The organism is Proteus penneri (genome assembly GCF_022369495.1).
Taxonomy (GTDB): domain Bacteria; phylum Pseudomonadota; class Gammaproteobacteria; order Enterobacterales; family Enterobacteriaceae; genus Proteus; species Proteus penneri.
Genome location: NZ_CP059690.1, coordinates 1863159 through 1877695, shown reverse-complemented (window position 1 = coordinate 1877695; position 14537 = coordinate 1863159). Strand labels below are relative to the sequence as shown.

General features: G+C 33.4%; 14 protein-coding genes and 1 tRNA gene. 11 read left to right on the top strand and 4 right to left on the bottom strand.

Going from position 1 to position 14537, the window contains the following annotated elements:
• Positions 1-65: 65 nt before the first annotated feature.
• From H1225_RS08575 to H1225_RS08550, 6 genes are all read left to right on the top strand, one after another.
• The gene (locus H1225_RS08575) at positions 66-512 is read left to right on the top strand and encodes a DUF6386 family protein (protein ID WP_115065456.1); all 447 of its coding nucleotides are present in this window, start codon (positions 66-68) and stop codon (positions 510-512) included.
• 633 nt (positions 513-1145) lie between these two features.
• Positions 1146-1676, top strand: a complete 531-nt coding sequence (locus tag H1225_RS08570) for a fimbrial protein (RefSeq protein ID WP_109847301.1) — start codon at positions 1146-1148, stop codon at positions 1674-1676.
• 62 nt (positions 1677-1738) lie between these two features.
• The gene (locus tag H1225_RS08565) at positions 1739-2464 is read left to right on the top strand and encodes a fimbrial biogenesis chaperone (RefSeq protein WP_161748345.1); all 726 of its coding nucleotides are present in this window, start codon (positions 1739-1741) and stop codon (positions 2462-2464) included.
• Between the two features lie 15 nt (positions 2465-2479).
• Positions 2480-5008, top strand: coding sequence for a fimbria/pilus outer membrane usher protein (locus H1225_RS08560; protein WP_161671013.1), 2529 nt, complete (start codon positions 2480-2482; stop codon positions 5006-5008).
• Positions 5005-6432 (top strand): fimbrial protein, encoded by a 1428-nt coding sequence (locus H1225_RS08555; RefSeq protein ID WP_239739667.1) that lies wholly within the window; start codon positions 5005-5007, stop codon positions 6430-6432. The genes H1225_RS08560 and H1225_RS08555 overlap by 4 nt, the downstream gene beginning before the upstream one ends.
• A 2-nt stretch (positions 6433-6434) precedes the next feature.
• Complete coding sequence (locus H1225_RS08550; RefSeq protein WP_161671014.1) at positions 6435-7124, top strand: fimbrial biogenesis chaperone; 690 nt, start codon at positions 6435-6437, stop codon at positions 7122-7124.
• 238 nt (positions 7125-7362) lie between these two features.
• Here the strand turns inward: H1225_RS08550 and H1225_RS08545 are convergent.
• A tRNA-Lys gene (locus tag H1225_RS08545) sits at positions 7363-7438 on the bottom strand.
• Between the two features lie 260 nt (positions 7439-7698).
• Here H1225_RS08545 and cycA point away from each other — a divergent pair.
• From cycA to H1225_RS08530, 3 genes are all read left to right on the top strand, one after another.
• Positions 7699-9111, top strand: coding sequence for a D-serine/D-alanine/glycine transporter (gene cycA / locus H1225_RS08540; RefSeq protein WP_109847306.1), 1413 nt, complete (start codon positions 7699-7701; stop codon positions 9109-9111).
• A 284-nt stretch (positions 9112-9395) separates the two neighbouring features.
• Entirely contained in the window at positions 9396-9830 is a 435-nt protein-coding gene (locus tag H1225_RS08535; RefSeq protein ID WP_072063016.1) for a universal stress protein, read from the top strand.
• A 195-nt stretch (positions 9831-10025) separates the two neighbouring features.
• Positions 10026-10844: an MBL fold metallo-hydrolase gene (locus tag H1225_RS08530; protein WP_006533107.1), complete on the top strand. Its 819-nt coding sequence runs from the start codon at positions 10026-10028 to the stop codon at positions 10842-10844.
• A 74-nt stretch (positions 10845-10918) separates the two neighbouring features.
• On the opposite strand, the gene H1225_RS08525 is transcribed toward H1225_RS08530, so the two are convergent.
• Both H1225_RS08525 and H1225_RS08520 read right to left on the bottom strand, forming a co-directional pair.
• Positions 10919-11503: a GrpB family protein gene (locus H1225_RS08525; protein WP_161724464.1), complete on the bottom strand. Its 585-nt coding sequence runs from the start codon at positions 11501-11503 to the stop codon at positions 10919-10921.
• Positions 11504-11755: 252 nt separating this feature from the next.
• Positions 11756-12202 carry a universal stress protein gene (locus H1225_RS08520; protein WP_006533105.1) on the bottom strand — a complete coding sequence of 149 codons (447 nt, stop codon included), beginning with the start codon at positions 12200-12202 and terminating at the stop codon, positions 11756-11758.
• Between the two features lie 225 nt (positions 12203-12427).
• On the opposite strand from H1225_RS08520, the gene psiE reads away from it, so the two are divergent.
• Positions 12428-12841, top strand: coding sequence for a phosphate-starvation-inducible protein PsiE (gene psiE, locus H1225_RS08515; protein WP_109395708.1), 414 nt, complete (start codon positions 12428-12430; stop codon positions 12839-12841).
• A gap of 146 nt (positions 12842-12987) precedes the next feature.
• Positions 12988-13803 (top strand): 23S rRNA (guanine(745)-N(1))-methyltransferase, encoded by an 816-nt coding sequence (gene rlmA / locus H1225_RS08510; RefSeq protein ID WP_006533103.1) that lies wholly within the window; start codon positions 12988-12990, stop codon positions 13801-13803.
• Positions 13804-13894: 91 nt separating this feature from the next.
• Here rlmA and mntP read toward each other — a convergent pair whose 3' ends face one another.
• On the bottom strand, positions 13895-14482 hold the full coding sequence (mntP, locus tag H1225_RS08505; RefSeq protein ID WP_006533102.1) for a manganese efflux pump MntP: 588 nt from the start codon (positions 14480-14482) through the stop codon (positions 13895-13897).
• Positions 14483-14537: the final 55 nt, after the last annotated feature.

Sequence of the window (14537 nt, the reverse complement as noted above, 5' to 3'; positions counted from 1 at the left end):
TTATCCAATATATAAGGGAAGGGAAATATTTTGGTACGATCAAAACTGTTTTTTGGAGCATTAATATGTCAAACGCATTTTCTTTTATGACTGATACGGCAACTCTGGCTATTTTTGATTTACAAGCGATCCAACATAGAAAATCAGATACAGCAGATTGGTGGAGCATACCTGATGATGAGTTAGATGAGATGAATAAAGGCAATATTGCATTTATTGGTTTAGGTAATGATGGTTTTTACACTATTAATCTATGCGATAAAATTGAAGATCCAGATGTAAGAATAAATATAAACTGTCCATCAGGTAAAGTTTTTATTGGTGCTGGAGAGGATACAACTGGCGGTGATTTAGAGCCAGATGATCCAAAATATCGCGCAGGAGAAATTATTTTTCTCCCAGTAGGAGATTATGAAATATCATTAAAAAAAGTAAGCAACATACTTTTTATTTCTATTATTTTTAGTAAAGAGAACCTGAATAAGTTTGAGAATGTTTTACGTTTAGATTAAATAAATATATATAGTTATATAAAAATATAATAATTAAGTGAAAGATACTATTATTTAAAATGCTTCCCTTGTTTTTCATTAATAGGTTAATAAATATAAGTTAAACAATCTGTGGTTATATTAATTATAATATAGCGAATGCATTTGTTGTAAATAAACTTTATCAATTAAATAAATGTTAATTTATTAATCTAATTTAAATATTACTGAAAGAAACAGGTGATATAGATAATGCTAAAATAATACGGATGATTTTATTTTAAATTTTAAAAAATAATGAATTTATTGAACTTTTTTTATTAAAAATGATAAATATCAATTTTAAGTAAGTTAATATTTTTTTTAATATTAATCCTAATAAATAGATGTTTTTTTTGTTAAAAATGCGAAATAGTCATATTTAGACTATAAGAATATGCTTAAAATCGAAAAATATATAAATATTACGCTTTATACGTGTTAAATGTAGTTGCGTTTTACGAGTAAATGAGATGATAATTGCAAATACTTAAATATTATTACGTAATAAACATGAAATAATGTTATTGATAACATTTTATTTCGTGTGAGCCTTTTCGTTTATTTAACCCCAAAAACAACTTATTTAAATATATAACAAGAGAGAGCTTTATTATGAATAAAATGCTTCTTACTGCGATGATCGCAGGTATTTTTTCATCTACAGTTTATGCGGCTTCTGATAACACTATCCGTTTTCAAGGCGAAGTTTCTGATGAAACTTGTACTGTAACGGTTAATGGTAATTCAGCACTTCCTGTTGTTTTATTACCAACCGTGCCCGTAACCGCATTAGATACTGCGGGTAAAACAGCAGGTCAGACACCATTTACTATTGCAGTGAGTGGTTGTACTGGTTCTAAACCAACAGATACAAATATTAAAACTATATTTATTGCTAATAATCTGACAACAGAAGGTCGTATTGGTAACACAGCAGCAAATAACAATGTTAGTTTAGAAATTATTGACCCTGCGAAAACCGGTACAAAAATTGATTTAACTGGTGTAGGTAACGAAGGCTTAGTGTTAAAAGCAAACGAAAAATCAGCATCTTATGATTATGCTGTACGTTATTATGCAGATGATGTTGCAACAGCAGGTAAAGTAGAGGGTAGTGTGCAGTACTCTATCTCTTATCAATAATGTTTATATGTCTCCTTTATATAAAGGAGGCATTTTTTATTTATATAAGAGGGAGATAAGTAATGAAAAAAATAATAATGCTAATTATCGTATTTTTCTTAAGTTATAGCACTGCGTCGTATTCTAGTGTCACCATGCTAAAAACACGTATTGTTTATTCATCGGATTCACGTTTTGAAGTTTTAAAGTTTATGAATAACGATGAAATTCCTTACATTATGCAAATCTGGGTAGATAAAAATAATCCTAATTCAACCCCAGATAATGCAGATGCCCCTTTTGTTATTCAACCCCCCGTTTTTCGTATCGATCCTAAAACAGGGAGAGACGCGCGATTAATTTATACTGGCGAAGGTCTACCACAAGATAAAGAATCTATTTTCTTTTTAAATGTGGCACAAATTCCACCTAAAGATTTGAATAAAGATATAAAAGAAGGAAATAGCTTTACGGTTATTGTGCATCATCGATTAAAAATATTTTATCGTCCAACTGAGATTGTCTCACAGCTAAATAATATCGAGAAACAAATATCATTCTCAAAAGAGAATAATGGAACTATAAAAGTTAAAAACGATTCACCTTTTTTTGTGTCATTTTCGCAACTTGAGGCCACGAATACTTCGGGTCAAAAATTTATATTTAAACCAACTATGGTTTCTCCGTTATCAACGGAAGTATTAGTCGCTAAAAATGGCAGAACGATTTCATTTTCACCCGATAAAATGACCTATAAATACATTAATGATCTAGGTGGGCAAAATAGTGCGACAGATTTAATTCATTAAAAAAATGGAATTGAAATGAAATCTATAGAAAAAAACACAGCACAATTAAATAAGAGAATAAAAGTCGTATTCTTAATCGGCTCATTTTCTCTATTTATTCAATCAATGCCTTCTGCATTGGCCGATGATTATGAATTTGATCCTTCTTTATTACTAGGTAGCAAAAGTAATATCAACATTAATCAGCTTCATGATAGTAATTATGTGGAGCCTGGCAATTATGATGTTGATATCTACATTAATAATCGCTTTTTTGAAAGAAAAATAGTGTATTTTCAATTAAATGATAACGGTAAAGTGACGCCTTGTTTTAATCAACAACAGATTGATGATATGGGGATCTTGCTGGATGATGAACTTAGTCAAGATAATAATCAATGTTTAGTATTAAACCAAATTAATAAAAATATTATAGATTCATTTGATGCTTCTAATTTTAGAATCATGATTGCAGTGCCTCAAATCTTATTAAAACGAAGGCCACAAGGTTATGTCAATGAAGATGATTTAGATGCGGGCAATACCATGTTGTTCTCTAATTATTCTGGTAATTACTATAAGAATAAATCGAACGGACAAAGCTCAGACTATGGTTTTGGTAGTGTCAACATGGGCATAAATTTAGGAACCTGGCAATTTCGTCAACAAGCGTCTTACTCTTATAATTCATCAAAGTCGGGAAGTAATAGTGAATTTAATTGGATTAGAACTTATCTACAAAAACCGTTACTGACATTAAAGTCGATGTTAGTTGTCGGTGATATTTATACAACAGGCGCACAATTTTCAAGTCTGGCATTTAAAGGTATTCAATTAATGTCTGATGAAAGAATGTTGCCAGATTCTCAAAAAGGTTATGCACCTGTTATTCGTGGTATTGCGACGACAACCGCCCGTATAGTGATAAAACAAAATGGTACTGAAATTTATCAAACGACTGTGTCACCTGGGCAATTTGAAATAAATGATCTTTATCCAACTAGTTATGAAGGAGATTTGTTTGTCGAAATTTACGAAAGTAATGGCAAAATTTCTTCTTTTACAGTGCCATTTACCGCATTACCTGAATCTGTAAGAGCTGGGCGCCTTAAATATAACTTTACTGCGGGTGAAGTGAATAACTTTGCTGCAGAAAATAGCTATTTTTCAGATATTGCTTTGCAATATGGTGTGAACAATATGGTAACGCTAAATACGGGGGTACGTGTAGGACACCAATATCAAGCCATATTTGTCGGCTCTGTTATTGCTACAAAATTAGGTGCAATCGGTTTTAATTCAGCATTTTCAAACGCTGAAGTGGACGGTAAAAATTATCAAGGTGGACGATTAGGCATTAGTTATAGCCGTACTTTTAGCCCAACAAATACTGTTATTACACTCGCAGGTTATAAATATTCAACAGAGAATTTTCGCGAATATAATGATGTATTGGGGTTGAGAAAAAGTGCAAGTAATGACATGGAATGGAATTCCAGCAGCTATAACCAAGAAAGCCAGTTTACACTTAGTGTTAATCAGTCTCTTGATAAGTGGGGGCAGCTTTATATTTCGGGCTCTATCAGTAACTATTATGGTAATAAAGGACATGATGCCCAGTATCAAATCGGTTATTCAAATACCTATAAAGATATTGCTTATAGCCTTGCTTATAGTCGCCAAAAAACGGGACAAATGACGGCAAATAATACTTTTACACCAATAACAACCGATCCGATATCTGAGGATATGGTTATGTTATCTGTTTCTATGCCATTAGGACGCTCTGATTATTCACCCATGCTATCACTATCTTCTAGTCATTCTAGCGATGATTCGAGTTATCAAACGAATTTATCAGGACTTTTAGGTGAAGATAAAACGCTTTCTTATAGTGTAAATGCGGATTATGACACACAAAATAGAGCGATAGGCAGTGGTTTACATTTAATTAAACAGCTTCCTTTTACCACGCTATCAGGCAGTATCTCTAATGGTAAACATTACACGCAAGGTAGCGTAGGTATTCAAGGTGCGTTAGTTGCACACAGTGGAGGGATAACATTAGGTCCTCGTATTAGTGATTCTTTTGCTTTAGTAGAAGCAAAAGGTGCAAGTGGTGCGAGTGTGAGTAATGGTATGGGCGCCCGCATTGATCCTTTTGGTTATGCTATTGTGCCTTCTCTTGTCCCTTATCAATATAACAATGTTAGCTTGGATGGGAAAAATATTAGAAATAATAATATTGAGCTATTGGAAAGTACGAAGCAAATAGCACCGTATTCAGGTTCAAGCACCAAAATCGTTTTTAAAACCCAAGTCGGATATCCTGTATTGATTTCGATTAAGCCAGAAAGTGAATTGACATTAGGCGAAAATGTTTTCGATAAAGATAAGCACATTGTTGGTATGGTAGGGCAAAGTAACCAGATTTATGTCAGGGTTGAAAATAGGAAAGGGACACTGACTGTCGGTAAAGATGAAGATAGTTGCCAAATTGATTACTCAATACCAGAAGAAAAAGAAGCAGATAAACTCATTTTATTATCAGGTCAATGCTTATGAAATTAAATCACTGTTTATTTTCTCATTACTCCTCTATTTTATTAGCCTTGATGCTATTCCCTTCTTTAGCCTTGATGCTATTCCCTTCTTTAGCCTTGATGCTATTCCCTTCTTTAGCCTTGGCAACATGTTATAAAATAACAACTACGACGACTAATCCTAATAGTGTGTATTATACCGAGCCGGGCAAAGGTTCAGCGAAAAGTTGGCAAGGTGCGAGAGATGATTCGGGATCAATGGGAAGTACCCCTAAAGTTATTAATGTTAATAATGATCAGTTTCAAATTCCGGGTACATTAGTGGCGAGTGGTTTTGTCTCTTTTTTTGAGGCGGGTTATGAGGTTTATGATCCAGAACAGATATTATTTCGTTGCACAGCCGATGAAGAGGGTAAATTAAGAGAGTTTTACTCAACTAATGGTGACTATAATTATGGTGGTAGAAATCTAGTTAATCCAACATTAGGTTTAAATGATACCTATATTAGTCTGGCAAGAGGATTGGGTATTCGCATTAAAAATACCATTACAGGCGAATATTATAGTCGCTATTGGAAATCTCGTGCTTTAGATAATTTAGAAAGAGATAGCCAAGGATGGATCTTAGTAAAAGCAAAAAATTTCTCTAATATGGAAGTGGAGTTATTTAAGATTAACTATGAAAGAACAAGTGATATGCCACCAGCACAATCAAGTAGTGGGTTAATTACTTTTATTAATCAACCGGCAGGTTATATCGCTTTTCAAAGCTCTAATTTCTCTTATTTATTAAAAGATGGTGCAGATCACGCTACAAATTATCATGGTTTTTATGCTTATTGGCCTGCTGCTGTAAATATGTCTCGCCGAATTTATATACGTAATGCGTCTACTTGTTTTGTGCGAAACGTTACGCCTTATGTTTTATTTCCATTGGTTACTATTAATGAGTTAGCAAGTGGCAAAAAAGTCACTTTACCTATTACGATTGATTTTTATTGTCAATCAGCACCGCCCGCTAGCGATGGTTTGAGTAATATTTCCAGTGGGACTGGAGCGGGACAAACCGCAATGGGATTTTTACCTAGACCTGCAAATGTTAACAAAGCAATTGAATTAGGATTAACAGTACCTAATGGTGCCGCAATTACTCATTTAGTGACAGATGGTTATGGTACTGACTCAAGTATGGCAAAAGGGGTTGGTGTAAGAATATATCGTCCATCAGGTGTGCCATTAAACTTATTATCAACATTAGCGAATGAAGGGCAAGGTGATAGTTATGGTTGGTATCCTATTTATGATGATGCTAGTTCAGTCTCATTTAATAATGGTATTACCGATTTAACTAAAACATTATATGCCTCATTAGAAGCGTTACCGAGAGAGAAAATAACTGCTGGTAAATTTAATGCGACATTACAAGTGATTATACAGGTGCAATAAATATGAAAAAGAGCGGTATTTTTATTTTGTTACTGTGTTTTTCGTTTATCGCCAAAGCGAATTTAGCCTTAGAGGGTTCTAGAGTGATCCTTTATCACTCAGATAGAGAAGCATCCTTAAATATAAAAAATGATGGTGAACTTCCTGTGGTGGTTCAAACATGGGTAGATGATGGTAACCCAGAAAATACCCCAGAAACCATAACTGATGTTTCCGCTTTATCATTACCACCAGTATTACAATTAAAACCGAGTGAATCACAACGGGTACGAGTGATTAATAAATTTACTAATACAGATAAAGCGAAAGAGACACTTTACTGGCTTAATTTATATGAAATCATGCCTAAGCCAGCGAACAAAAAATATGATGAAGGTTTAATTAATGTTGTCGTCAGATTACAAGTAAAAGTATTCTATCGCCCTGATGATTTAATAATGGTGATTTCTGATGTTAGTCGAGCTCTTATTTTTACAAAATCAGATAAACAGTTAACAATTGAAAATCCGACACCTTTTTATGTCACCATTAAATCCGCATTTGGCGAAAATAATCCTAATATTCTTATTCCTATGATAGCGCCATTTTCCAAACAGAAAATCAATCTAGAGGATAGTAAAATAAATACCATTAACTATGTTTTAATTGATGATTCTGGTGGGGAATTTGAAGATAAAAAAGAGATAAAATAGACTTTCTAGTGGTTTGTATTAAATTGTTTGATTAAGTTAGAGTAATTCTCTATTTTAATTAATTCCATTAATTATAAGAATGGGATGAAATATAAGTAGATGCTGTTTTTATTAATTGGCGTATTATTTTAAGTTTTCGGCTTAAGATAAATGCGCCATTTTGTCGCCACTTTCTTCCAGATACAAAAAAGCCACTTATTTCTAAGTGGCGTAACTGTCTGATTTATCAGCTTAAAATTGGTGGGTTGTGGGAGGCTCGAACTCCCGACCAATTGATTAAGAGTCAACTGCTCTACCGACTGAGCTAACAACCCGATGCGCTGATTATTCTCCTCTAAAATGTGATGGTCAAGTGCTTATTTCGATTTTTTTTCAAATGGATAAAATATCGCCGATTAAATTAAAGAAAGGATCTTATCTGGTTATCAAAGCATCATTCATTTTACTAAAAGTGATCTTTTCATTACTTATACTGAGATTTGTGTCACAATAATTTCGCAAACATATTACCGCGTCAAAAAATAAAATAGCGGTGAAAACAACATCAAAAATATGAAAACACTTCAGGTATTGTATGGAAGATCAAACAGAAATTTCTCCTCCTGTTAGAGTGAAAAATGCCACTCTACAGCGCGGATTAACAAATCGTCATATTCAATTAATTGCTATTGGTGGAGCTATCGGTACTGGTCTATTTATGGGATCAGGGAAAACCATTTCGTTAGCTGGGCCATCAATTATTTTTGTGTATATGATAATTGGCTTTGTCTTGTTCTTTGTGATGAGAGCTATGGGAGAGCTGTTATTATCAAATTTAGAATATAAGTCATTTAGTGATTTTGCTGGTGATTTATTAGGACCGTGGGCTGGTTTTTTTGTCGGTTGGACTTATTGGTTTTGTTGGGTTATTACAGGTATTGCCGATATTGTTGCCATAACGTCTTATATTAGTTATTGGGCGCCTAATTTTCCTGAATGGGGAACATCCTTTATTTGTGTGCTGACACTGCTTATTTTGAACTTAGCGACAGTAAAACTGTTTGGTGAAATGGAATTTTGGTTCTCCATGATAAAAATAACAGCGATTGTTTCTTTGATCATTGTAGGGATTGTTCTTATCAGTATTGGATTTGAATCTCCCGCGGGACATACCGCGGCATTAGAGAATATTTGGAATGATGGGGGAATGTTTCCTAAAGGGCTAAGTGGTTTTTTTGCGGGCTTCCAAATCGCTATTTTTGCTTTTGTCGGAATAGAATTAGTAGGAACCGCTGCGGCTGAAACACGTAATCCAGAAAAATCATTGCCGAAAGCGATTAATGCTATTCCTATTCGTATTATTACTTTTTACGTATTGGCCTTAGCAATTATTATGTCGGTGACACCATGGCGCTCAATTTTGGCTGATAAAAGCCCATTTGTTGAGCTATTTGTCATGATAGGGATACCCGCAGCGGCAAGTTTAGTAAACTTTGTCGTATTAACGGCTGCAGCCTCTTCTGCTAATAGTGGAATATTTTCCACAAGTCGTATGTTATTCGGTTTATCAAAAGAGGGCGAAGCACCAAAGCAGTTTAGCCAATTATCTAAACGGGCTGTACCTGCCAATGGGCTGTTATTTACTAGTTTATGTCTGTCATGTGGAATTATATTAATCTACTTTATTCCCGATGTTATGCATGTATTTACCTTGGTAACAACAGTGTCGGCGTTATTATTTATGTTTATTTGGAGTATGATTTTATGCTCTTATTTAGCGTATCGTAAAAAACGGCCACAGTTACATGAAAAATCTATTTATAAAATGCCATTAGGTATTCTGATGTCATGGCTATGCCTTGCTTTCTTTGCTTTTATGACAGTGTTATTAGCTTTCGAACATGATACTCGCCAAGCGTTAAGTGTGACACCATTGTGGTTTATTGCACTAGCAATAGGATATCAATATGTTAAAAAGAACAAACAGAAAAATCTCACTCAAAAGTAATATTATAGCAATAGAGTAAAAGTAAAAAGCCTTATTTAATAAGGCTTTTTTATCAAAAATAAAATGCTATTGCTAACAAAATAATTAATAGTTTATTAAAATAAAAAATTATTAAAAATAAATTTTATATTTATTTTCATTTTTTATTGATTTTGTTTTTGCTATTGTTTTGAATGAAAATTAGATATTATTTTTTTGCAATAAAATATTTTTAAAATATGTTAACTACATCCGGTAATTTTTTAAAAATACACTATCCTACAATTAAAATAAAAGGAGGCGGTATGTATAAGAATATTTTGGTTCCCATTGATATTGATGAAGATAACCTGATGAACAAAGCAATTCCGTTAGTGGAAGATATTGCAAAAAATGAAGATCCTTATGTTCATTTTTTGTATGTACTCCCAAAACTTCCACAATCTTCTTATTATCGACTTGTTATGAATGGTGATCAATTAGATCAAGGATGCTTAAAAGCGTCAGCAGAAAAAGAGCTTACAAAAATAATTGAGCGTTTTGATTTGCCGGACGATAGAATGCAAACACATATTTGCATAGGAACACCACGTGATGCCATATTGCAGGTTGCAGATGAAGTAAACGCAGATTTAATCGTAATTGGCTCCCATAATCCAGAAGATGATTCTTATCATATCGGTTCAACCGCTGCTGATATTACACGCTACGCTAAACGCTCTGTTATGGTGGTGAGATAAGACTTAGCTGACTGTATAGTTGCATAAGATTCACTGCAATTTATAACTATACCGCTGTTATATTTGATTTTAATATAACAGCGGTTGTGTAACGAAATAGTGAGGGTCACACAAATTAATGGTTTTTATATTTGGAACACTTCCTTTTTTTAATTACTATAAGCCATCTTCTAATAACGATACTCATCAAAACTCATGTTAACCATCACTGCATTACTAGAAAATAAATCAGTCAATCCAGCGCTTAATCACTATTCTGGCTTATCATTATTGTTAGAAGATGATGAGTGCCAAGCGAAAATTCTCTTTGATACTGGAAAAGACCTTACCTTTATTTCAAATGCAAAAAAAATGGGTATTGATTTAACCACATTGAAAACGATTGTTGTGTCCCATGGACATTATGATCATTTTGGTGGGCTTACACACTTGCAAGCAAATTTTTTTACTCATAAACCGCGTATTATCGCTCATCCTCATTTATTTTCTGTTCGCTATTCAGCCTTTTTTCTAGGTAATAAAAATATTAAATTTAAACGGTTAGCGCCTTTATTTGATCGTGCAAAACTCGAAGCACAGTTTTCTTTTGAATTAACACAAGCACCCTTAGCTATTGAGGAAAATTTTATCTATTCGGGACAAGTGACGCAACGTCAGGTGAATAAACGCTATGGTGTTATTATTCATGGATCAGGAGAAGAAGATGATTTCGTTCTTGATGATAGTTTTCTTGTTTGGCAAGGAAAAAAAGGTCTAGTAATTATTACTGGTTGTAGCCATTCGGGTATTGAATCTATAGTTGAACATGCGAAAAAAATAACAGGAAATCATCAAATTCAAGCAATTGTGGGGGGCCTACATTTGCGTTGTGCAACACCATCAGCATTACAACGTGCTAAAAAAGCTATAGATAAAAATATTGATGTGTATGGATGTCATTGTACGGGGGTATTAGGGCGAAAATATCTTAACGCTAAAGATTTCAATACAGGACAATCGTTATCTTTTGAATAAAAATTAATAGTAAAATTTTTATCCTCATTTTAGAAATAGTATGAGGATACGAAATAAAAAGGAGGATAAGTTACTCAAAGTGAATTAAAAATTCGCTGATAAATGGCTTTTACAATGTGATCTTTTTTCTGATTATATTGATGTACATTTTCAACATCTTCTTTGGCGCTGAGTTTTGCATCTATATATAATTCTCTATCTTCTTTATGGTTAATTAACCAATCTCTAAATAAAATATGTCTAAGGTGTTCTGGGCAATTAGGTGCAAAGACATGTAGATTCACATTAGGTGTTTCTAGTTTTAGCATACGATGTTGATACCACGAAGGCTCTCTTACTGTAAGTTTATAGCCTAACTGATTTAACTCAGGAATATAGCTTGGTTCATCGGCAGGATCAGCAACAATTAAGTCAATATCAATGATCGGTTTTGCACTTAATTCAGGTACTGCTGTTGACCCAATATGCTCAATAGCTAAACATTTACCTTTTAATTTTTGGATAATGTTTTCTTTTTGTTGATTATATAATATTACCCATAATTTATTATATGGCTCAATCTTTATTACACAAGGTGTTGGCTTTCCATTTACCCATGGATTTTCATCAGGAGAGCCTTCTTCAAATGTACAGATTTTCTGTTTTAGATCTTGATTCATAAGTATCTCATTTAAGATATTAGAAGATAGAGAATGAAAAAATTTATTGAAATTAAATTTAGGGTAAAAGCAGAAATTGCGATAAAAAAGAGATGAATTTTTTGTTTTTTGATCTGTATTCTAGCAAGTTAACTATTTAAAACGAAAAAATTAAGGTGCATTTAGTGCTATTTATAACGAAAAGAATAGCAGAATATTTATTGGCAATAAATAACCTAATTTTATTGCCAAAAGGAAAGTCTATTAGTTATTTTACTTACGAATAACCATTACTGAACGTGACGTGTTGTTTACAATATAATCCGCTGTCGAACCCAGTAATATATTGCGTTGGTTACGTGAGCTTGAACCTATAATAATGGTATCCGCATCAATTTTTTCTGCTAATTCTAGAATATTATAATTAGGTGTACCAATAACGGCATGGCATTGGTATTGTTCTTTGGGTAAGTTAAATTGCTGTGTCACACATTGTTCTAATTTTTCTGTTAATAAAACTAAAGCTTGTTGCTTTTTTTCAATAACAGACGGGCTATCACAATTAAGCCCATAAGTTTCTAAAGAGCGCAAGTTGGGCATCACTGTAATGAAATGGAAATAATTTTCTGGTTTTCTAGCTAGGAAGTGAATATCTTCGATCATGCGCTGAATTCTGCTATCTTCTAATAAATCAATTGCAACGAGGTATTTGTTAGCCATAGTGTGCCTTTTTAATATATTAGCCCTGAAGTTAAGTATAGGTAAATCAGCTTACAAGTTGAAATTTTAAAGTAAATATTGCGATTACCGCATCATTATTCTTGGTTTTTTGGCTCTAAAAGATAAAAAAATGGTGTGATGAATGTGTAAATCCATTAAAATTGTCTAATTGACCTTTTATTATTTTTACATATCACGGAATGATCCCACTAGGTTATAGTTTATATGAAAAAATCAAGCGAAGAATTACTGAAATGCATTGCCACTATATTACAGTGGGTGCTTAATATTGGATTACTTATTTTAGCGATTGTATTAGTCAGTTTTCTTATCAAAGAAACGTATGTAATTGCTTCATTATTATTTAATTTAGGCGCAGAAGAGTCGTCTTATCAATTATTAGAAGGTATTTTGATCTACTTTCTTTATTTTGAGTTTATTGCGCTTATTGTTAAGTATTTTTTATCTGGCGGCCATTTCCCCCTTAGATATTTTATTTATATTGGAATAACGGCAATAGTGCGTTTAATTATTGTAGAGCATAAAAATTCGGTTGATACGCTAATACAATCAGGTGCAATATTGTTGTTAGTTATTGCGTTATTTATCGCGAATACTGAAAAACTAAAACGTACTTGAACCGTCTATAAGTTGTAATTATTAAGCTACTTAGTATAAAAAGCATGACTTAAAATTAAAAATAAATAGTCAGGTTTTCCGCAAGATTAGGAGAGGTATGTTATTATCTCTCCCTATTCTACTCTGAGTTATACAAAAATATTACTATGTCTTATCAATGTCCATTATGTTATCAGGCTCTCTCTCTTCAAGCCCACAGTTGGATCTGTGAAAATAATCATCAATTTGATTGTGCTAAAGAAGGGTATGTCAATTTATTGCCAGTGCAATTTAAACGCTCAAAAGAGCCCGGTGATAGTGCTGAAATGATAAACGCACGCCGTACGTTTTTAGATGCAGGTTTTTACCAGCCAATGCGAGATAAAGTGGCTGAATTAATACAAAGATTATTGCCTGAAGATAACAGTGTTATATTGGATATTGGGTGTGGTGAAGGTTATTATACTCATCAGTTTTATCAAAACTTAAAATTACATAACCCACAAGTGTATGGCTTAGATGTTTCAAAGGTTGCGATTAAATATGCAGCTAAACGTTATTCATCAATTCATTTTTGTGTAGCCTCAAGTCAACGTTTACCTTTTTGTGATGCTTCTTTAAATGCGGTTGTGCGTATTTACGCCCCTTGTAATAGTGATGAATTAGCAAGAGTTATTGTGCACAATGGTTATATTATTACTGTTACGCCAGCGCCGCGTCATCTCTATCAGTTAAAATCACTGATTTATTCAGAAGTACATCTTCATCCATTAAAAGAAGAACAATTCGATGGATTTAATAAAGTGTCTGAACATCAAGTTGCTTATATGATGAATTTAAACGGTAAGCAGGCTTTTGATTTATTACAAATGACACCGTTTGCATGGCGTGCAAGTGAAGAAGTAAAACAGGCATTAGCGGAAAGTAAAGACTTTGAATGTGAAACAGACTTTTTAATTCGTGTCTATCAACGTCATGCTTAATAACGTGAAATAAAAGTATTTTGTTAAGTTAATAAAAAAGCTTAGGTCGTGATATTTCAAACCTAAGCTTTTTAATATGATTTATTAGCGATTATTTAGCGTACATAAATAATTCTAAGTGTTCAAATACAATATTAAAGCCGATAGCAATTAATACAATCCCGCCAATAATTTCTGCTTTTTTTCCAAGTACTGGCCCAATATAACGGCCAATTAACATACCCAGAGTTGCCATGATCATGGTCATCATACCAATTGTCATTGCGGTATGAACAATATTGACTTGAAGGAACGCTAAACCGACGCCAATTGCCATTGCATCAAGACTTGTTGCAATACCTGTTGCGATTAAAGATAGTGAGCCGTGACGTTGTGGAGCATCTTCTTCACAAGGACAGTCATCACCACGTTTTAAGCTCTGGTAAATCATCCGGCTGCCTAGAACAAACAGTAATCCAAAGGCAACCCAGTGATCCCATTGAATAATATATTGGCTAGTATATAAACCTAATGCCCAACCAATAACGGGTGTGCTGGCTTCAATAATACCAAATATAAATCCAGTGCGGAGCGCTTCGCGAAAACGGGGTTTGTGTAATGTGGCACCTTTACAGACAGCGACAGCAAATGCGTCCATAGAAAGGGCTAGGGCGAGAATGATAGTAGCGTAGAAACTCATAATAAAGCCTCGGTTGGGGTATTTCCATATACACACAATTGACCCCCAACCAAAG

Bases quoted from the DNA above. Each gene is read 5' to 3' on its own strand.
- H1225_RS08520 (WP_006533105.1), bottom strand. From the start codon at position 12,202: ATGGCTAACAAATACCTCGTTGCAATTGATTTATTAGAAGATAGCAGA.
- mntP (WP_006533102.1), bottom strand. From the start codon at position 14,482: ATGAGTTTCTACGCTACTATCATTCTCGCCCTAGCCCTTTCTATGGAC.
- H1225_RS08530 (WP_006533107.1), top strand. From the start codon at position 10,026: ATGTTAACCATCACTGCATTACTAGAAAATAAATCAGTCAATCCAGCG.
- H1225_RS08550 (WP_161671014.1), top strand. From the start codon at position 6,435: ATGAAAAAGAGCGGTATTTTTATTTTGTTACTGTGTTTTTCGTTTATC.
- H1225_RS08575 (WP_115065456.1), top strand. From the start codon at position 66: ATGTCAAACGCATTTTCTTTTATGACTGATACGGCAACTCTGGCTATT.
- H1225_RS08565 (WP_161748345.1), top strand. From the start codon at position 1,739: ATGAAAAAAATAATAATGCTAATTATCGTATTTTTCTTAAGTTATAGC.
- H1225_RS08535 (WP_072063016.1), top strand. From the start codon at position 9,396: ATGTATAAGAATATTTTGGTTCCCATTGATATTGATGAAGATAACCTG.
- cycA (WP_109847306.1), top strand. From the start codon at position 7,699: ATGGAAGATCAAACAGAAATTTCTCCTCCTGTTAGAGTGAAAAATGCC.
- H1225_RS08525 (WP_161724464.1), bottom strand. From the start codon at position 11,503: ATGAATCAAGATCTAAAACAGAAAATCTGTACATTTGAAGAAGGCTCT.
- H1225_RS08555 (WP_239739667.1), top strand. From the start codon at position 5,005: ATGAAATTAAATCACTGTTTATTTTCTCATTACTCCTCTATTTTATTA.
- H1225_RS08560 (WP_161671013.1), top strand. From the start codon at position 2,480: ATGAAATCTATAGAAAAAAACACAGCACAATTAAATAAGAGAATAAAA.
- rlmA (WP_006533103.1), top strand. From the start codon at position 12,988: ATGTCTTATCAATGTCCATTATGTTATCAGGCTCTCTCTCTTCAAGCC.
- psiE (WP_109395708.1), top strand. From the start codon at position 12,428: ATGAAAAAATCAAGCGAAGAATTACTGAAATGCATTGCCACTATATTA.
- H1225_RS08570 (WP_109847301.1), top strand. From the start codon at position 1,146: ATGAATAAAATGCTTCTTACTGCGATGATCGCAGGTATTTTTTCATCT.